This window comes from Streptomyces sp. NPDC045967, from assembly GCF_056430495.1.
Map to the genome: position 1 here is coordinate 206,467 of NZ_JBWKLE010000002.1, position 19,721 is coordinate 226,187.

11 protein-coding genes are annotated in these 19,721 nt (G+C 74.8%); all 11 read left to right on the top strand.

Annotated features, from left to right (window positions below; translation table 11 throughout):
- Nucleotides 1-246: 246 nt before the first annotated feature.
- On the top strand, nucleotides 247-741 hold the full coding sequence (locus AC07FY_RS04815) for a cobalamin B12-binding domain-containing protein (RefSeq protein WP_479000419.1): 495 nt from the start codon (nucleotides 247-249) through the stop codon (nucleotides 739-741).
- Entirely contained in the window at nucleotides 738-2,258 is a 1,521-nt protein-coding gene (locus AC07FY_RS04820; protein ID WP_479000422.1) for a methylaspartate mutase, read from the top strand. The genes AC07FY_RS04815 and AC07FY_RS04820 overlap by 4 nt, the downstream gene beginning before the upstream one ends.
- Complete coding sequence (locus tag AC07FY_RS04825; RefSeq protein WP_479000424.1) at nucleotides 2,248-3,249, top strand: asparagine synthetase A; 1,002 nt, start codon at nucleotides 2,248-2,250, stop codon at nucleotides 3,247-3,249. The genes AC07FY_RS04820 and AC07FY_RS04825 overlap by 11 nt, the downstream gene beginning before the upstream one ends.
- Complete coding sequence (locus AC07FY_RS04830; RefSeq protein ID WP_479000427.1) at nucleotides 3,246-4,520, top strand: glutamate synthase-related protein; 1,275 nt, start codon at nucleotides 3,246-3,248, stop codon at nucleotides 4,518-4,520. Before AC07FY_RS04825 ends, AC07FY_RS04830 begins: the two co-directional genes overlap by 4 nt.
- 208 nt (nucleotides 4,521-4,728) lie before the next feature.
- Nucleotides 4,729-9,474: an amino acid adenylation domain-containing protein gene (locus tag AC07FY_RS04835; RefSeq protein WP_479001554.1), complete on the top strand. Its 4,746-nt coding sequence runs from the start codon at nucleotides 4,729-4,731 to the stop codon at nucleotides 9,472-9,474.
- A 58-nt stretch (nucleotides 9,475-9,532) separates the two neighbouring features.
- The gene (locus AC07FY_RS04840; protein WP_479000430.1) at nucleotides 9,533-14,116 is read left to right on the top strand and encodes an amino acid adenylation domain-containing protein; all 4,584 of its coding nucleotides are present in this window, start codon (nucleotides 9,533-9,535) and stop codon (nucleotides 14,114-14,116) included.
- Nucleotides 14,117-14,317: 201 nt separating this feature from the next.
- On the top strand, nucleotides 14,318-16,144 hold the full coding sequence (locus AC07FY_RS04845; RefSeq protein WP_479000433.1) for a non-ribosomal peptide synthetase: 1,827 nt from the start codon (nucleotides 14,318-14,320) through the stop codon (nucleotides 16,142-16,144).
- Nucleotides 16,141-17,094, top strand: a complete 954-nt coding sequence (locus AC07FY_RS04850; RefSeq protein WP_479000436.1) for a thioesterase II family protein — start codon at nucleotides 16,141-16,143, stop codon at nucleotides 17,092-17,094. Before AC07FY_RS04845 ends, AC07FY_RS04850 begins: the two co-directional genes overlap by 4 nt.
- Complete coding sequence (locus AC07FY_RS04855; RefSeq protein WP_479000439.1) at nucleotides 17,094-18,332, top strand: cytochrome P450; 1,239 nt, start codon at nucleotides 17,094-17,096, stop codon at nucleotides 18,330-18,332. Before AC07FY_RS04850 ends, AC07FY_RS04855 begins: the two co-directional genes overlap by 1 nt.
- A 152-nt stretch (nucleotides 18,333-18,484) precedes the next feature.
- A complete protein-coding gene (locus AC07FY_RS04860) occupies nucleotides 18,485-18,697 on the top strand; it encodes an MbtH family protein (RefSeq protein WP_479000442.1) in 213 nt (70 codons plus the stop codon).
- An 8-nt stretch (nucleotides 18,698-18,705) separates the two neighbouring features.
- Nucleotides 18,706-19,704: a TauD/TfdA family dioxygenase gene (locus AC07FY_RS04865; RefSeq protein WP_479001557.1), complete on the top strand. Its 999-nt coding sequence runs from the start codon at nucleotides 18,706-18,708 to the stop codon at nucleotides 19,702-19,704.
- Nucleotides 19,705-19,721 lie beyond the last annotated feature (17 nt).

Below are 19,721 nucleotides of genomic sequence, written 5' to 3' on the forward strand. Positions count from 1 at the left end.
CGCGCCGGTCCGATACTGCCCGGTTCCTGCCGGGTGACCTGCCGGTCCGGTGCCCCGAAGCTCCCTAGCGTTCTGTCCACGGTCCGGACGCACCCGGACACAAGGACACCCGGACACAAGGACACCCGGACACAGGGGCGCCGCACACAAGGGCATCCGCACACAAGGAACGCCGCAGGCCCGGCACCCACCGGGTCCCGCCACCACCTACCGACACAGAGGGTTCGCGCCGTGGAGCAGCATGCCGTGGAGCAGCACGGAAAGGACGAGCCGACCGGTCTGGACGTCGTCGTGACGACCATGGCCTCGGACTCACACACCTGGAACCTGGTCTTCCTCCAGCTGTTGCTGGAGGAGCTCGGTCACCGGGTCACCAACCTGGGCGCGTGCGTACCGGACGAGCTGCTCGTCGCCGAGTGCCGCCGGATCAAGCCGGACCTGGTCGTCCTGAGCAGCGTCAACGGGCACGGGTTCCACGACGGGCTGCGGGTGATCACGGCGCTGCGCGCCTGCCCCGAGCTGGCCCGCACACCGACGGTCATCGGCGGGAAGCTCGGGATAGCCGGCTCCGGCACCCCGACCCGGCAGCAGGCGTTGCTGACGGCGGGCTTCGACGGTGTCTTCGAGGAGGGCGGCTCGGTGCTGGACTTCCAGTCCTTCATCGGCTCGCTGCCGAGCGGCCCCCGGGCGCTGCCGGCCGGACCCGCACCGTTGCCCGCCGGGTCCGGGGTGCTGCTGTGACCGCCTCCGGCGGGGCGGGCGAGGCCGTCACCGCCCGGCCGGCCGCGCCTCCCGCGCCGTCGTCCGGCTTCGGCGCCTTCGTCGCCCGCGCCCGGGTGAGGGGTGATCTGGTGGTCCAGCCCAGGATGGGCATGGCCGATCCGCTGCGGATGCGCGACGGCCTGATCGCCACGCGGGACGCCGACGCCGTCACCGTCGGCACCATCACGCTCGACAGCTACACCCGCACCGGCGACTTCGCCTCGGCCAGGCGCGCGCTCGCCGAGGGGGTCGGCCTGAACGGCTACCCGATCGCCGCGCACTCCGCGGACACCACCCGCGCGGTACTGCGCGGGGTGGCGGGCGCGCACTTCCCGGTGCAGGTCCGGCACGGTTCGGCGACGCCGGACCACATCGTCCGCGCGCTGCTGGCGCTCGGTCTGGACGCCACCGAGGGCGGTCCGGTCTCGTACTGCCTGCCGTACAGCCGGACACCGCTGCGCGAGGCCGTCGCCAGCTGGCAGCGAAGCTGCGAACTGCTGCTGTCGGCCACGGAGTTCGGCGCCGAGCCGCACCTGGAGACGTTCGGCGGCTGCCTGATGGGCCAGCTCTGCCCGCCGAGCCTGCTGATCGCGGTCAGTGTGCTGGAGGCACTGTTCTTCCGGCAGCAGGGGCTGTCGTCCATCTCGCTCAGCTACGCCCAGCAGGCCGATCCGCGCCAGGACGACGAGGCGCTCACCGTGCTTGGGCGGCTGGCCGACGAGCTGCTGCCGGACGTCGACCACCACCTCGTCCTCTACGCCTACATGGGCGTCTTCCCCCGCTCGCCCGGCGGGGCGCGGATGCTGCTGGAGGACGCGGCGCGGCTGGCGGTGCGGGCCGGGGCGGCCCGGCTGATCGTCAAGACCACCGCCGAGGCCCACCGGATCCCGACCGTGGGCGAGAACATCCGGGCCCTGGAGACGGCAGCCGCGGCGGCGGCGGACGAGCGGGCCGGCCGACGGCACGCCCTCGGCGCGGTCGCGCTCCCGCAGGAGTCAGGCGTCCGGAACGCCGACATCCACAGCGCCGGCAGCCGGAACCCCGGTTGCCGACAGCCCGGTTACGGCAGCCCCGGCATCCAGGACACCGGTATCGAGGCGGAGGCGCGGGCGCTGATCGGTGCCGTGCTGGAGCTGGACGCCGACATCGGCCGGGCGCTGGTGCGGGCCTTCGCCGCCGGCTACCTGGACCTTCCCTACTGCCTGCACCCCGACAACGCCGGCCGGTCCCGCACTTCGCTGGCCCCCGACGGCAGGCTGCGCTGGTCGAGCGTCGGGTCGATGCCCATCGCCGGTCTGGCGGAGGACGGCCCGAGCCCGCCGATCCTCGGGTCGGCCGGGCTGATCTCGGCGCTCTCCCAGGTCCAGCGGACCTACGACGCCCGCGCCGAGGCGCGGTCGGCCGTCGGCGCCGCCCCCGCCGTGCCCCGTACGTCACTGCCTCCCCGCACGACGCCCCCGCCACGACAAGAGTTGGGACTCCACCATGACCACTGACGGGCTCACGGCCGGCGATGCGATCCCGGCCCCCGGTCGCCACCTGACCGACGGGACCACGCGCAGCGCGCTCCGGATCCAGCACCAGCTCCTCTGCGCAGCCCGCGAGTTCCTGCGCGGGAAGGGCTTCATCGAACTGCTCCCGCCGATCATCGGACCGGTCACCGACCCCGGTTCGCGCGGCTCCAAGCAGGTCGATGTCGACTTCTACGGGCACCGCTACAAGTTGATGACGAGCGCCATCCTCTACAAGCAGGCATCGCTGCTGGCCTTCGACAAGATCTTCTGCATCGCCCCCAACGTCCGGCTGGAGCCGCTGGAGACCGCCGGTACCCGCCGCCACCTGGCCGAGTTCCACCAGCTCGACGTCGAGATCGCGGGTGCGACCCGGGACGACGCCGTCCAATTGGTCGAAGAGCTGGTGGTGCACATGGTCGACAGCACGGTCGGTGAGCTGCCCAAGGAGTTCGCCGCACTCGGCAGGGACGTCGATGCGTTCACCGAGCTGCTCAAGGGCTCCTTCGGCCGGATGCGCCACGCCGAGGCGGTCGCCGAGCTCCAGGGGCTCGGCCACCCGCAGAGCGCCGACGCGGAACTCGACTGGGAGGGCGAGGCGCGTCTCTCCGCCCAGCGCGACCGGCCCTTCTTCGTCACCGACTACCCCAAGGGATCGCGCGGCTTCTACGACCGGGAGGACCCCGAACAGCCGGGCCTGCTCCGGAACTTCGACCTCATCGCGGCCGAGGGGTACGGCGAGCTGTGCAGCGGCAGTCAGCGCACCAACGACTACGCGGAGATCGTCACCCGCATCCGGGAGACGGGCGAGAACCCGCAGAAGTACCGCTGGTACCTGGACCTGGTCCGCGAGGGCGTGCCGGGCAGCGCCGGCTTCGGCATCGGCGTCGAGCGGCTCACCCGCTACGTGGCCGGGCTGGACGCGGTCTGGCAGGCCGCGGCCTTCCCGAAGGTGGCGGGAGTGGTGTCGCCGTGAGCGACCTGGCGGCGCCCGGCTTCCCCGAGGAGGAGGTCCGCCGGCGCGCCCAGGGCGGGGCGGCGGCGGCCTTCCCGCCTCCCGGCGACTACGGCAGGGTCCTGTTCGGCGCGGAGCACCGGGGCGAGCGGTACCCGGGCGTCGAGGCGGATCCGCTCGACGCCCTGCGGATCGTCCCACCGGTCTTCATGCCCGAGCGGCTCGCCCGCCTGATCGACCTCGGTCGGGAGCCTGATTACCGCGATGTCGAACTGGTCACGGAGCTGGGGGGCTTCACGTCCTCCCTGCCGGTGTACGTGTCCGCGCTCGGCTCCACCCGGGCGGCCGGCGGCGACCTCGGCCTGGCACTCAGCAGACAGGCCGGTGCGCTGGGCCTGCCCATGGTGATCGGTGAGAACGTCGTCCCGGTCAACGGCTACGGCCGGCTCGGCGAGGCGGCGGACCGGGCCCTTCTCGGCCGCCTGCGCGCCTACGCCGGGGAACTGCCGGACGGCCGGGGCGGCGTCGCCGTCCAGCAGTCGACCGAGGACGCGGACGCCGAGGTGTGGAACCTCGTCTACAGCGACCCGGCCGCACTGCCCCTGCTCGAATCAGGGCGGCTGGCCTTCGAGTTGAAGGTGGGGCAGGGGGCCAAACCGGGCCTCGGCGGGATGACCGTGCTGGACGCCGAGGAAGCCGCGCGGCTCGGCCACCGGTACGGGCTGGAAGCGGTCTTCGGCGACGGCCGGGTCCTGCGCTCCAGCACCCCCGGCACCTTCACGGCGGAGATCCTGCGCCAGCAGATCCGGCTCATGCGCAACAACTTCCCGCGGGCCCGGGTCTGGGTGAAGCTGCACCCCGGCCGGGACGTGGCCGAGGCCGCCCGCGTGGCCGCCGAGGCGGGAGCGGACGCCGTCACCGTGGACGGTGCCGAAGGAGGCACGGGCTGGGCGCCCGAGGCATTCCCGGCGCAGGTCGGCCTGCCGCTGGCCGAGTGCCTGCGCCGACTGGCGATCGCCGGGCCCCCGCCGTGCCTGCTGGTCTCCGGACGGATCTGGGAAGGCGGCCGGGCGGTGAAGAGCCTCGCGCTCGGCGCCCGCGCCGTGGGTCTGGGGCGGGCGGCGCTGCTCGCGACGGCCGAGGACCCGCGGGCCGGGCTGATCCGGTTCACCGAGTGCCTCGCACTCGAGATCCGACTCCTGATCAGCGCGCTGGGGAAATACGCGCCGGCCGCGCTGGACCGGGACGACATGTGGTCCCCGCATTTCCCCGGAATTCCCGGAGCGGAGTAACGCGGAGTCATTGGAGAAGTAACGTCCGTAGCCCGCCCCGGCGCCCCTGTGCGTCGCGGCGGGCTGTTCGTTTTTCGATCAAAGTCGCAGGTCAACCGGCAGTTGAAACTGCCCGTGGTCTTCCGTGCATTCTGCCGATCGCTCCCTTCGTGCCGCCCTATCGTCGGGACCACTGCCCGCAGCGTCGTTAACTCATCGGGGTTGGATGATGGAATATCGAGATCTCCCTTTCCTATCCGTCGCACACCGGTTCCCGGACCGGCCGGCCCTGCGCCTCGGTTCCCGGACCGTCAGCTACCGCGAGCTGGACGAGCTGAGCGGCGCCCTCGCCGACCGGATCGCCCCCGGCCGCACGGTGGCCGTCACCGGCCGGGACCGGATCGACCACGTCGTCGGCCTGCTCGCGGCCCTTCGGGCCGGCGCCACCTACCTGCCGCTGGACCGGGAGGCGCCCGATGAGCGCAACCACTGGATCCGTGAGGACGCCGGCGCCACGCTCGCCTACACCGGGGGCGCGCTCGTCGGGGCCGACGGCCGTGCAGCCGCACGCGTCGCCGCACCGGAACCAGGGCCGGGGCCGGGGCCGGACCGGCGCCGCGCATCCACCGCGGGCTACCTCATCTACACCTCCGGTACCACCGGCCGCCCCAAGGGCGTGCACGTCCCGCTCGCGGCGCTGGCCGGCCATCTGGCCGCCGCCGTGGACCGCTTCGGCCTCACCGAGCACGACGTGGTCCTGCACTTCGCCCGCCCGACCGTGGACGTGGCCGTCGAGCAGGTGCTCACCGCCCTCTCGGCCGGCGCCTGCCTCCTCATCCCCGAGGAGCGACTCCTCGCGCCCGCGGCCCTCTTGGACCTGCTGGACACCGAGGGCGTCACCGTGGCGAACCTCGCCGCCGGGTACTTCCAGGAAGTGGTGGCGGCACTGCGCGGGGACGGCCGGGCGCCGCGCACGCTGCGTCTGATGATCTCCGGCAGCGACCGGCTCCACCCGGACGCCGCCGCCGGCTGGTGCGCCGCCACGGGCGTGCCGCTGCTGAACGCCTACGGGCCGACCGAGACCGTCGTCACCGCCACCGTCCACGCGCTGCCCGACCCCGACGGGAGGGACGGCGGCACGGTCCCGATCGGCCGCCCGCTCGGAGAGCGCCGCGCGTACGTGCTGGACGACCGGCTGCGGCCGGTGGCCCCCGGCGCGCCGGGCGAGCTGTACCTCGGGGGCCCGCTGCTGGCCTCCGGCTACCACGGCCGCCCGGGCCTGACGGCCGGCCGGTTCGTCGCGGACCCCTTCGCAACGGAGCCGGGCGCCCGGATGTACCGCACCGGAGACGTGGTCCGGCGGGCCGGTGCGCACGCCCCGCTGGAGTTCGTCGGCCGCACCGACCACCAGGTGAAGATCCGCGGGTTCCGGGTCGAGCCCGGCGAGATCGAGCTGGTCCTGGCCGGCCACCCCGACGTCGCGGGAGCGGTCGTGGTGGCCCACGAGGGCCGGCTCGCCGCCTATGCGACCGGGACCGCCCCCGATGCCGCGGAGCTCCGCGCCCACCTGGCCGAGCGGCTCCCCGAGCACATGGTCCCGGCGACCGTGACCCTGCTGGACGCCTTCCCGCTGACCGCCGGCGGCAAGGTGGACCGGTCGGCGCTCCCCGAGCCCCAGGTCGCCCCCGCACCGGCGGGCGCCGGCCGGCGCCCGCCGCGCACCCCCGCCGAGCAGCTGATCGCCGCCGTCTGGGCCGATGTGCTCGGGGTGTCCGAGGTCGCCGCCGACGACAACTTCTTCCACCTGGGCGGGGACTCGCTCACCGCCGTACGCGTCGTCGGGCGGGTCTTCGACGTGTTCGGGATGATCTCCCCCTACACCATCTTCGACGCACCCACCCTCGCCGAGTTCGCCGCCGCGGTCACCGCCTCCTCGGACGCCGGCGAGCGCCCCGCGCTGACCCGGACCGGCGCCCGTGAGGCACCGCTCGCGGAATTCCAGCGCGGGCTGTGGTTCCTCGACCAGTGGAACCCGGGTGCGCCGACCTACGTCGTGCCGTGGGTGTTCCGGTTCGCCGGTCCGGTGGACCCGGAGCTGCTGCGGCGGGCGCTGGGCGGCGTGGTCGAGCGCCACGAAGCGCTGCGCACCACCTTCGAGCTGCGCGAGGAGGGCCCCCGGCAGGTGGTGCACGCCCGCGTGGAACTGCCGTTCACCGTCGTGGAGACCACCGCCGACGCCCTGGACGAGCTGATCGCCCAGGCCGCGCTGGTGCCCTTCGACCTGGAGGCCGGCCCGCTGGTCCGCGCCCACCTCTACCGCACCGGCGGGACCTCCACGCTGCTGCTGACCTGCCACCACATCGTCTGGGACGAGGGGTCGCTGCCCGTCCTGGAGACCGAACTGACCGCCCTGTACGAGGCACTGGCCGCCGGGCGGCCCGCCGTTCTCGCCGAACTCCCGGTCCAGTACGCCGACTACAGCGCCTGGCAGCGCCGGGACGGCGCGGCCCACCGGCAGCTCGACCACTGGCGCGAGCACCTGCGCGACGCGCCCACCGAGTCCCCGCTGCCCACCGACCGGCCCCGCCCCGAACTGCAGGCGTTCCGCGGCGCGTTCCACCGGTTCTCGATGCCCCGACCGGTCGCCGAGGCCGTCCGGGCGCTGGCCCGCAGCGAGGACGCGACCCCCTTCATGGTGCTGCTCGCCGGGCTCGCGCTGACCCTGCGACGGCGGACCGGCCGGCGGGACCTGGTGATCGGTTCCCCGGTGAGCGTCCGCGGCCGCGCCGAACTCGACGCGCTGATCGGCTACTTCGTCAACCTGCTGCCGCTGCGCGTCCGGCTCGACGACGACATGGACTTCCGGGACCTGGTCCGGCACGTCCGGGAGGTGGCGATCGACGGCTACCGCCACCAGGAGGCGCCGTTCGACGCCATCGCGAGCGCCGTCATGGAGGAGCGCCCGGACGACCGCACCGAGGACCGCAATCCGCTCTGCCAGGTCCTGCTGGAACTGCACCCGCTGGACTCGCGCCCGTTGACCATCGGCGGCACCGAGGTGACGCGCGAGCTGCACTCCAACCCGGTCTCCCGCTTCGACCTGTCGATCTCCGTCGACGACCGCGGCACCGACTTCACCGGCCGCTTCGAGTACGACTCCGACCTCTTCGACCCCGCCACCATGGCCGAGCTGTGCGAGGCATGGCTCGGCACGCTCGCCGCCGCCGTCGAGACGCCCGTGCACGCCCTGTTCGAGGACCGGGCCGCCCGGGATCCGCGCGCGCTCGCTCTGGTCTGCGGGGACGACCGGCTCGACTACGGCACCCTGAACGAGCGGGCCAACCGTCTCGCCCACCACCTCGCCGGACTCGGTATCGGCCGCGGCGACACCGTCGCCGTCCTGGTCGAGCGCGGACCGGACCTGGTGGCGGCCCTGCTCGCCGCTCTCAAGTCGGGCGCCGCCTACACGCTGCTCGACCCGGACTTCCCGGCCGAGCGGCTGGCGGGCGCGGTCGCCGACAGCGGCGCCGTCCTGCTGGTCACCCACCGCCGTGCGAGCCCGCCCTTCCCCGTCGAGCGCCACCTCGACCTGGACGCCGAGGCCGCCGCCGTGGCGGCCCGCCCCGGCCACGACCCGGGCCCACCGGTCACCGGCGGCGATCTCGCCTGCGTGATGTTCACCTCCGGCTCCACCGGCCGCCCCAAGGGCGTGGCCGTCCCGCACCGCGCCCTCACCACGACCTACCTCGGCCAGGACTACGCCCGCTTCGGCCCCGACGAGGTCTGGCTCCAGTGCTCCCCGGTGTCCTGGGACGCCTTCGCCCTGGAGCTGTACGGCGCGCTGGCCCACGGCGGGGTGTGCGTCCTCCAGCCCGGTCAGCGGCCCGATCCGCAGAGCATCCGCGAACTCACGCGCCGGCACGGCGTGACCCAGCTCCAGCTCTCCGCCAGCCTGTTCAACTTCCTGCTGGAGGAGCTCCCGGAGACCTACGACGACCTCGGGGTGGCCTTCACCGCCGGAGAGCGGGCCTCCGTCACCCATGTCGGCAAAGCACTCGACCAGTACCCGCAGCTCGTCGTCGCCAACGGCTACGGTCCCGTGGAGAGCCTGGGCCTGACCACCTGCCACCGGGCCACCCGGGACGACGCCGCGGGCGCCTCCATTCCGATCGGCCACCCGGTGCACGGCAAGCGGGTCCACGTCCTCGACGAGAGCCTGCGTCCCGTCCCGGACGGCGCCACCGGCGAGCTGTACGCGGCCGGCGGCGGACTGGCCCTCGGCTACCTCGGCCGGCCCGGCCTGACCGCCGAGCGGTTCGTCGCCTCCCCGTTCGGCCCGCCGGGGGAGCGGCTCTACCGCACCGGAGACCTCGGGCACCGCACGCCGGAGGGCGTACTGGAGATCACCGGCCGGGTCGACGACCAGGTGAAGGTCCGCGGGTTCCGGGTCGAGCCCGGGGAGATCGAGGACGCGCTCACCCGCCACCCGTCGGTGGGGGAGGCCGCCGTCACCGTCCACGAGCCCGCCCGGGGCGACCGCCGGCTCGCCGCCTACGTCACCGCCGCGGCCGGTGCGCCGGCGCCCGATCCGGACGCGCTGCTGGACCACCTGGCCGGGCGCCTGCCCGAGCACATGGTCCCCGCGACGCTCGACGTGCTGGCCGCCCTGCCCCTGAACCCCAACGGCAAGGTCGACCGGAAGGCCCTGCCCGCCCCGGCCGAGCGCCCCGAGACCGCTCCGGCCGACGCCCTGACGCCGGACGAGCGGCTGGTCGCCGACGCCGTCCGGGCCGTGCTGAGCCTGGCCGGGGACCTCGGCCCGGACAGCGACTTCTTCCGGGTCGGCGGCAACTCGCTGGCCGCCGTACGGGTCGCCATGCGGCTCTCCCAGCAGACCGGCACCCGCGTCCCGCCGCAGGTGGTCTTCCGCGGCCGGACGGTCGGCGCCATCGCCGAACGGCTGGTCTCGCCGTGAGGCGCCCCCCGGCCCGCCGCCCCGCCAGTGGATCCGCCCGAACGAAGGGAACGAGGCCGTGAACCCGTCCGCCGACCTGCCCGCCGCACCGCAGACCGCCCACCCGGCCAGGGAACCGGCCGCGCCGGCCACCGCGCACGCTTCAGGGGCCACCGCGCCCACCGCCGGCTCCACCGCCCCCGCCGCCCCGGTGCCCCCGCCCGCCGGTGCGGTCCGTGAGGCGCCCCTCTCCGGTCTCCAGCGCGGCCTGTGGTTCCTCGACCGGTGGGACCCGCAGGCCGCCACCTACACCACGCCCTGGACGTACGACGTCACCGGCCCGCTCGACCTCGGACTGCTCCAGCGGGCCCTCGACGGGGTGACCGCCCGGCACGAGGCGCTGCGCACGACCTTCGCCCTCCACCCCGACGGCCCCCGCCAGCACGTCCACCCCGCCCTCGCCGTGCCGCTCGCCGTCACCGACCTCCGCGGCCTGCCCGCACACCGGCGGCACGCACGCGCCGAGCAGCTGATCACCGAACGGGCCGCCGCGCCGTTCGACCTGACCACGGGACCCCTGCTGCGCGCCGAGGCGTTCCGGCTCGCCGACGACCGCACCACGCTCCTGTTCACGGTCCACCACATCGTCTGGGACGGCTGGTCGGCCGAGCTCTTCGAGCGCGAACTCACCGAGCTCTACCGCGCGTCGTGCGAAGACCGGGCCCCCCTCCTGCCGGAGCTGCCCCTCCAGTACGCCGACTGGGCGCGGGAGGAGCGATACACCGCCTACGAAGAGCACCTCACCCACTGGAAGCAGAGCCTCGACGGCGCCCCCACCCTGCTCGAACTGCCCGGCGACCGGCCCCGGCCCGCGGAGGGCAGCAGGCTCGGCGCGACCGAGCCGTTCGGCCTGCCTCCCGGCACAGCGGCCCGGGTCCGGGCGCTCGCCGAACAGGAGGGCGTCACCCCGTTCACCGTCCAGCTCGCGGCGTTCGCCCTGCTGATGGGCCGCTGGACCGGCGCCGACGACCTGCTCGTCGGCACACCGGTCACCACCCGTGACCGGCCCGAACTCGCCGATGTCATCGGCTACTTCGTCAACCTCCTGCCGCTGCGCATCCGCCTCGCCCCCGACGCCACCTTCCGGGGGCTGCTCGGCGGGATCCAGGACGGTGCCTTCGACGCCTTCGGCTACCTCGACCTGCCGTTCGACCAGCTGACCGACGCACTCGGCGCCGCCCGCACCCCGCAGCACCCGCCCCTGGTCCAAGTGGTGTTCGGGGCGCACGCCGAGGACCGCACCCCCCTCGCGTTCGGCTCCGGCACCACCGCCGAGCGCACCGTCCGCTCCAACGGCACCAGCAAGTTCGACCTCACCTGGTCCGTCTTCGAAGGCACCGACGGCGGGGAGCTGCGCGGCGAAGCCGAATACAGCAGCGACCTCTTCGACGCCGACACCGTGCGCCGGCTCGCCGCCGACTACACCGGCCTGCTGGACGCCGCCCTCACCGACCCCGACGCCACGGTCCTGCGGCTCACCTCCGGCGGGCGGCCGCACCGCCCCGCCCGGCTCGATCCGGGAACCTGCCTGCACCACCTCTTCGAGCGGGCCGCCGACGAGCACGGCGACCGGCCCGCCGTCAGCGACCGCGACGCCACCCTGACCTACGCGGAACTCGACCGCCGGGCCAACCGGCTCGCCCACGCCCTGCTCGCCCGCGGGGTGCGCCCCGGCGACCGGATCGGGCTGCTGCTGGAGCGCACCGCCTCCGTACCGGCCGCGATCCTGGGCGTCCTCAAGACCGGCGCCGCCTACGTACCGGTCGACCTCGCGGCCCCCGCCGACCGGGCGGCCCTGGTGTTCGGCGACACCGCCGTCACCGTCGTCCTCACCGACCGGTCCGACCGGGTACCGCAAGGCCCCTGGCAGACGCTCGACCTCGCCGCACGGGCCGGGGAGATCGCCGCCCGGCCCGCGGACCGGCCCCCGCTCGCCGGCCACCCCGGAGACCTCGCCTACCTCATCTTCACCTCCGGCTCCACCGGGCGCCCCAAGGGCGTCGCCGTCGCCCACGAGCACGTCAGCCGCCTCCTCGACTCCGGCCGGGATCCCTTCGCCTTCGGACCGCAGACGGTGTGGACCCTGTTCCACAGCTACGCCTTCGACTGGACGGTCTGGGAGCTCTGGGGCGCCCTGCTGCACGGCGGCCGCCTGGTCGTCGTCCCCCATCTCACCAGCCGCTCGCCCGACGAGTTCGCCGGACTGCTCGACGAGGAACGGGTCACCCACCTCTGCCTCACGCCCTCGGCACTGCGCCAGCTGGAGCCGGCCCTGCGCCGCCGCCCCCGCGCCCTGCCCGCCCTGCGCTGGATCATGCTCGGCGGGGAGGCGCTCGACCCGGGCGTGGTCCAGCGCTGGCACGACCTCGACCCGCTGCCGCCCGCCCGGCTGTGCAACCTCTACGGCATCACCGAGACCACCGTCCACGTCACCACGCACGACGTCGCCGAGGGCGGCGCCGGCTTCGAACGCAGCCTCGTCGGCGAACCCATGCCGCACCTGACCGCACTCGTCCTCGACGACTGGCTGCGCCCCTGCCCGCCCGGCGTCCTCGGCGAGCTGTACATCGGCGGCGGCAGCCTCGCGCACGGCTACTGGGGCCGCCCCGGCCTCACCGCCGGCCGCTTCGTCGCCGACCCGTACGGACCGCCCGGTGCCAGGCTCTACCGGACGGGCGACGTGGCCAGGCGGCTGCCGGGCGGCGGGATGGAATACGTGGGCCGCGCCGACTTCCAGGTCAAGCTGCGCGGCTTCCGCATCGAGCTCGGCGAGATCGAGAACGCCGTCGCCGCCCACCCCCGGGTGGACGCCTGCGTGGTCACCGTGCACGACGACCGGCTCGCCGCGTACGTCACCGGTGGCTTCCCGGCCGAGCCCGGCGACCTGCGGGCCTTCCTCGGCCGCTCGCTGCCCGAGTACATGATCCCCGCGAGCGTCACCGTGCTGGACGCCCTGCCCCTCACCGTCAACGGCAAGGTCGACCGGGCCGCGCTGCCCGACCCCGACCGGGCGGCGCCGACGGCCGCCGGCCGGCACGTCGAACCGCGCACGCCCGAGGAGGAGCTGTTCGCCGCCGTCTGGACGGACGTCCTCGGGGTCGGGGGGATCGGGGTCCACGACGACTTCTTCCACCTCGGCGGGGACTCCATCCGCGCCGTGCAGCTGGCGGGCGCCCTGCACGACCGGGGCTGGCAGGTCACCCTGCGGGACGTCTTCAACGCGCCCACTGTCGCCGGACTCCTGCCGCTCGCCCGCCCGGTGGACGCCGACCCGGCCGCGGACCGGCCGTTCGCGCTGATCTCCGAGGAGGACCGGGCCGACCTGCCGGCCTCGATCACCGACGCCTACCCGATGGTCTCGATGCAGCTGTCCATGGTCTTCCACATGGAGGTCGCCGGCGGCACCGACAGCTACCACAACGTCAACTCCTACCGCATCACCGGCGACCTCGACGAGAGCGCCCTGCGCCGCTCGGTCGGGGAGGCGATGGCCCGGCACGCCGTCCTGCGCACCGGACTCGATCTCTCCGGCTACGGCGAACCGCTCCAGCTGGTGCACGGCACGCTGCCGGTACCGGTCGAGTTCGCGGACCTGCGCGGGGCCGGGGCGGCGGAGCAGGACGACAGCGTCCGCACCGTCTTCGCCCACCACCGCGACCGGCCCTTCGACCTCACCGAACCGCCGCTCTTCCGCATCACCGTGCAGCGGCTGGCCGACGACGCCTTCCAGCTCACCATCTCCGAACACCACGCCATCCTCGACGGCTGGAGCTTCACCTCGCTGCTCACCGAGATCCTCGAACGGCACACCGCCCTCGCCGCCGACCCGGCGTCCGCGCCCGCCCCGCCGCCGCGCACCGCCTTCCGCGACTTCGTCGCGGTGGAACGCGCGGCCGCCGCCGACCAGGAGTCCCTGGCGTACTGGAAGGAGCGGCTCGACGGGGCCACCGGCCAGCTCTGGCCCGGCAGCGAGGACGTCCACGAGCTGCCGCGCACGGTGGAGCGGGTGCTGCCCGACGCCCCCGGGCAACTGCGCGCCGTCGCCGACGCGCTCGCCGTCCCGGTCAAGTCCGTCGCGCTCGCCGCGCACCTGCACGCCCTGGCCCGGATCACCGGGCGCCGCCGGGTCACCACCGGGCTGGCGATGAACGGGCGGCTGGAACGGCTCGGCGGCACCGAGGTGTACGGACTGTTCCTCAACACCGTTCCGCTGGTCGCCGAGCCCGACGAGGACCTGGCCGCGCTGGTGCGGCACGTGCACCGGGAGGAGCTGGACATGATGCCGCACCGCCGGGTGCCGTTCGCCCGGCTGGCCCGGATGATGGCCGACACCGCGCTCGACAGCCAGTTCGGCTTCCTGCGGTTCCACGCGCTGGGCCGGCTCAGCGCGGCCCGGATCGAGGACGGCCGGATCGGCTGCGAGCCGACCCTGCGGCACGAGCCGAACAGCTTCGCGTTCGGCGCCTCGCTCATCCAGGACCCGGTGTCGCACCGCGTGCTGCTCGCCGTGGACCACCAGCGCGCGCTGGTGGACGACGCCACGGCGGAGGAGTTCATCGACGCGTACACGACGGCACTGGCCCGCCTGGCCGCCGACGCCTGACGCCACCGCTCGCCCGCGGCGGGCCCCCACCCCGCGTCCGCGGCCGGCGGCCACGCCGTCCCCCGCCGGCGGCAGCGGCGACCGCACGCCGGACGGTCGTACCTCGTCGCCGCGCGGGCCCCGCCCCGCCGGCGTGGCGTCCGCAGGTCCTGATCCATCCCTTTCGCCCCACCCCACCCCACCACAGAGGAGCACCCGCGCATGACCACCTACGCAGAGCCGCCCACCCCCGCCCCGGTCCCGGCCGCCGCCGGGGACCTGCTGGCCCGGCTGGGGGCCGCCGTCGCCGCGCACCCCGGGCGGCCCGCGGTGCACGCCGTCGACGGGAGCCTCGACTTCGCCGGCCTGGAGCGCCGCACCGCCGCCCTGGCCCGCGCCCTGCGGGCGCACGGCGTCCGACGGGGCGACCGGGTCGGCATCCACCTCGCCCGCACCCGCGACCTGCCGGTCGCCCTGCTCGCCACCTGGCGGGCCGGCGCCGCGTACGTCCCGCTCGACCCCGCCTACCCGGCGCAGCGGATCGCCTTCATGGCCGCCGACGCCCGCCTGACCGCCGTGGTCAGCACGGACGCCGCGCCGCCCGTACCGTCCGGGGTCGCGGTGCTGCGCCCGGACGCCGACGCCCCGGACGCCGACGGCCCGCCGTCCGCGTTCGCGCCGCACCCGCTGGACTCCGCCTACGTCATCTACACCTCCGGCTCCACCGGCCGCCCGAAGGGTGTGGAGGTCCCCCACGGCGCCGTCGCCGACCTCGCCGCGGCCCTGGAGCTCAGCGGCGCCTACCGCCCCGAACCGGGCGTCGTGGCCTGGAACGCCAGCGTGTCCTTCGACGCCTCCGTCCAGCAGTGGATCCGGATCTGCCGGGGCGACACCCTGGTGGTGGTCGACGACGCCCGGCGGGCCGACCCCGCCCGTCTCGTCCGCCTCCTCGCCGAACACGGCGTCACCGACCTAGACCTGACCCCTTCGCACTGGCAGCTGCTGCGCGAGCCGCTGGCCGGCGCCCGCGTCCCGCGGCTGTTCATGGGCGGCGAGCCCGTACCCGCCCGGACCTGGCGCGAACTGGCCGACGCCGGCACCGACGCGCTCAACCTGTACGGGCCCACCGAGTGCACCGTCGACGCGATCACCGCCCCGGTCACCGGCCCCGGCCCGCACCTCGGCGAGCCGCTGCCCGGCGTCCGCGCCTACCTGCTCGACACCCGGCTCACCCCGGTGACGGCCGCCGGCGCGGTCGGTGAGCTGTACCTGGCCGGGCCCGGCCTGGCGCACGGCTACCCGGGCCACCCTGGCCTGACCGCGGGCCGGTTCGTCGCGGACCCGTTCGGCGCGGAGCCGGGCGCCCGGATGTACCGCACCGGGGACCAGGCCCGCCGCTCCGCCGAGGGCCTCCTGGAGTACGTCGGCCGGTCGGACCGCCAGGTCAAGGTGCGCGGCTTCCGGATCGAACCCGGAGAGGTCGAGCACGCCCTGGGCGCCCTCCCCGGGGTGGCCGCGGCGGCGGTCGCCGTCCACGAGGCGGCGCCGGGCGACCACCGGCTGGCCGGCTACGTCACCGGTGGGTCCGTCCGTCCCGCCGAGCTGCTGGCCGAGCTGCGCCGCACCCTGCCCGCCCACCTGGTGCCGTCCACCGTGACCGTACTGGACGCGATGCCGCTCACCCCGAACGGCAAGGTCGACCACCGCGCCCTGCCCGCCCCGGCGGCGGAGCCGGCGGCCTCGGGGGCGGCCACCGGACCGGACGCCGCGGGCGGAGTGGACGAGCAGGTCGCCGAGGTCTGGCGCACCGTGCTCGGTCTCCCCGGCGTCGAGCCGACCGACGACTTCCTCTCCCTCGGCGGGCACTCGCTCGCCGCCCTGCGCGTGGTCCACCTGCTGCGCCGCAGGCTCAACGTCGAGATCCACCTCCGCGACCTGCTGGACGCGGCCGACCTGGCGGGCTTCACCGCCGCCGTCCGGCGCGCCGCCGAGGCGGGCCCGGCCGCCGCCCGGCCCGCCCTCACCGCCCGCCGGGAGGCCGTCCGATGACCACGGCGACCACGGCGACCACGGCGACCACGGCGACCACGGCGACCACGGCGACCACGGCGACCACGGTGACGACGGCGACGACCGTGACCACGGCGACGACGGCGGCCGCGACGGCCACCAGGACCACCGGGACCACCCCCGCCCGCTCCCGTACCGCGCGGACCGCACGCCCCCGGACCGAGGGGGACTGGCTCCTGGTCCCCGCGCCGCAACCGCACCGCCCCGTCCGCCTGTTCTGCTTCCCGCACGCGGGGGGCGACGCCACCGCCTACACCCCGCTGGCACGCGCCCTGGCTCCCCTCGCCGAGGTCTGGGCGCTGCGCCCGCCGGCCCGGGGCGGCCGCACCCGGCACCCGATGCCACCGGACTTCGACGCCCTGGTGGACGTGGTCACCGAGGCGCTGACCCCGCACCTGACCGGCGGTGACGGCGGCCGGTTCGCCTTCTACGGGCAGAGCTTCGGTGCGCTGCTCGCCTACGAGGTCGCCCGCGCACTGCCCGCCGGTCTGCGCCCCGAGCTGGTGGTCGCGGTCGGCGCACCCTGCCCCGCCGACTGGACCGCGCGCACCACCAGGGACCTGGACGCACCCGAACTCCTCGGCCTCACCGGCCTGGAGCAGGTCGTCCGGGACGATCCGGCCCTGGCCGAGCTGGCCCTCGCCGCCCTGCGCACCGACCTCGCGGTCAGCGCCACGTACCGCCACCGTCCGCACACGCCGATCGGTTCCGCGATCCACGCACTGGCCGGCGCCGACGACCCGATGCTCGCCCCCGCCGGCCTCTCCGGCTGGGCCGCCCACACCCGCGGCGCGTTCGGCCACGGCGTCGTCCCCGGCGGCCACCTCCTCGCCACCGTCGACCTGCCCGGTCCGGTCGACGTCCTGACCGCGCTGCTGACCGGCCGCCGGGCGGCCGCCCCCTGCCAAGACGACCCCAAGGAGCAGTGATGCTGACCAGCACCGCAACCGACCTCACCGCCACCCGCGCGACCACCGACCTCACCGCCACCCGCGCGACCACCGACCTCACCGACCCCGACCTGTGGGCCCGGCCCGACACCCCGGCCCTGATCGCCGAACTGCGCCGTGAGGCGCCCGTCCATTTGACCGACACCGCCGACGACGGCCCGGTGTGGTCCGTGCTCACCTACCGGGAATCGGCGGACGTGCTGCGCAACGCGGCCGTCTTCAGCTCCGAGTCCGGCTCGCTGCTGGGCTCCGGCGAGGGCAAGGTGCCGGTCGGCTCGGGCCGCATGATGGCCCTCACCGACCCGCCGCGCCACCGCGACCTGCGCGCACCGGCCAACCCGTTCTTCTCCAAGGGCGGGGTGCGCGGCGCCGCCCGCTCGATCGCCGAACGGGCCGCCGAACTCTTCGACCGGGCCGTCGAACAGGGCGAGGTGGACCTCGTCGACGTGGTCTCCGCGCTGCCCCTCGCGGTCATGTGCGACCTGCTGGACGTCCCCGAGAAGGACCGGGACATGGTGGTCCGGGTCTGCGACGCGGCCTTCCTCGGGCGGACGCCGGAGGAACGCCGGGCCGGACACCAGCAGTTGATCCCCTACCTGCTGCACCAGGTGATGCTGCGCCGCTCCGACCCGCGCGACGACCTGATCTCCATGATGGCCACGTACAAGGTCGGCGGACGGCTGCTGCCGATCGAGGACGTGGTGCTCAACCTGGACAACATCGTCGTGGGCGGCGTCCAGACCGTACGGCACACGGCGGCCATGGGATTGCACACCCTCGTCGGACGCCCCGACCTGTGGCGGCGATTGCAGCGCGGCGAGGTCTCCATGGACTCGGCCGTGGACGAGCTGCTGCGCTGGACCTCGGTGGGCCTGCACACCCTGCGCACCGCCACCCGGGACGTCGAGCTGGGCGGACGGCAGATCCGGCGCGGCGACCGGGTCGCGGTCTGGGTGTGGTCCGCCGACCGGGACCCGGATGCCTTCGACCGGCCGGAGGAGATCCGCCTCGACCGGTCCCCCAACAAGCACCTCGCGCTCGGCCTGGGGGCCCACTACTGCATCGGAGCGCCACTGGCCAAGGCCGAGCTGAGCGCGCTGTACTCGGCCGCGCTGGAGAAGGCCGCCGTCATCGAGCCGACCGGACCGGTCCGCTACAACCGCTCGATCATCAACTTCGGCCTGGACCACTTCCCGGTGCGCCTCACCCCCCGCTGACCGCCGCGCCCGACACGGCAGCGGCAGGAAGCCCTCCCTGCGATCCCGCGCAACTGCCGCTCTCCTGCCGGACCTTGTGCCCCTGCGCCCCGATCGGCGCCCCTACCTTCGAAACACACCCCCGGAACACCTCTCACCTTACGGAGACCACCATGAGCAACCCGTTCGAGGACGACGACGCCCGCTACCTGGTCCTGGTCAACGACGAGAACCAGCACTCGCTCTGGCCGGTCTGGATCGACGTGCCGGCCGGCTGGACCACCGTCCACGGCGAGGCGAGCCGCCAGGAGTGCCTGGACTGGATCGAGACCAACTGGACGGACATCCGCCCGGCGAGCCTGCTCGCCACCCTCGACCAGCGGTGAGCGCCGCCATGCCGACCTGGGAGCTGAACCCCGGCCGCCCCGCCCTGGCCCGGGTGCCCGCCACGGCCGACCTCGCCGGGGCCTGCGCGTGGCTGAAGGAGAACGAGGCCGCGCTGACCGCGGCCCTGCACGAGCACGGCACGCTCTTCCTGCGCGGCCTGCCGGTGGCGGACAGCGCGGACGTCGCCGCCGTACGGGACGTGCTGATCCCCGAGCCCACGCCGTACCGGGAGAAGGCGACCCCGCGCAGCGACTTCGGCGACGGCGTCTTCTCGTCCACCGACCTGCCGCCCGCGCAGTCGATCCGGATGCACAACGAGAACAGCTACACCCTGACCTTCCCCGGCCGGCTGCTCTTCGCCTGCCTGACCGCCCCCGCGGTGGGCGGTGCCACCCCCACGGCCGACGTCCGCAAGGTGCTGGCGGCCTTGCCGGAGCACCTCGCGGAACGGGGCCGGTCCTCCGGCTGGACGCTCACCCGCAGCTACTCGGACTACCTCTCGCTCGGCTGGCGGACCGCCTTCGGCACGCAGGAGCGGGCCGACGTGGAGGAGTACTGCCGGGAGAACGGGATCGCCTGGGAATGGCGGCCCGACGGCAACCTGGCGACCAGGCAGCTGCGTTCCGCCACCATCCACCACCCGGTGACCGGGGAGGAGGTCTGGTTCAACCACCTGGCCTTCTGGAGCGAGTGGTCGCTCGACCCGGACATCCGCGAGGCGATGGCCGAGGAGTTCGGCCCGGACGGGCTGCCGTTCAACACCGGCTTCGGCGACGGCGAACCGCTGACCCGGGAGGACGTCGACGCCCTGCACGCGGCGTACGAAGCCGCCACCGTCCGGGAGACCTGGCAGGTCGGCGACGTGATGCTGGTCGACAACGTGCTCTGCGCACACGGCCGCGACCCGTTCAGCGGCGACCGGAAGATCGCCGTCGCGATGGGCTGCCCCGTCGACCTCGGGGACTGCCGGCCCACGGTCCAGCCGACCACCGCGGTCCTTGCCTGAGGGCACCCCGCACACCA

Bases quoted from the DNA above. Each gene is read 5' to 3' on its own strand.
- AC07FY_RS04825 (WP_479000424.1), top strand. From the start codon at position 2,248: ATGACCACTGACGGGCTCACGGCCGGCGATGCGATCCCGGCCCCCGGT.
- AC07FY_RS04835 (WP_479001554.1), top strand. From the start codon at position 4,729: ATGGAATATCGAGATCTCCCTTTCCTATCCGTCGCACACCGGTTCCCG.
- AC07FY_RS04845 (WP_479000433.1), top strand. From the start codon at position 14,318: ATGACCACCTACGCAGAGCCGCCCACCCCCGCCCCGGTCCCGGCCGCC.
- AC07FY_RS04850 (WP_479000436.1), top strand. From the start codon at position 16,141: ATGACCACGGCGACCACGGCGACCACGGCGACCACGGCGACCACGGCG.
- AC07FY_RS04855 (WP_479000439.1), top strand. From the start codon at position 17,094: ATGCTGACCAGCACCGCAACCGACCTCACCGCCACCCGCGCGACCACC.
- AC07FY_RS04860 (WP_479000442.1), top strand. From the start codon at position 18,485: ATGAGCAACCCGTTCGAGGACGACGACGCCCGCTACCTGGTCCTGGTC.
- AC07FY_RS04865 (WP_479001557.1), top strand. From the start codon at position 18,706: ATGCCGACCTGGGAGCTGAACCCCGGCCGCCCCGCCCTGGCCCGGGTG.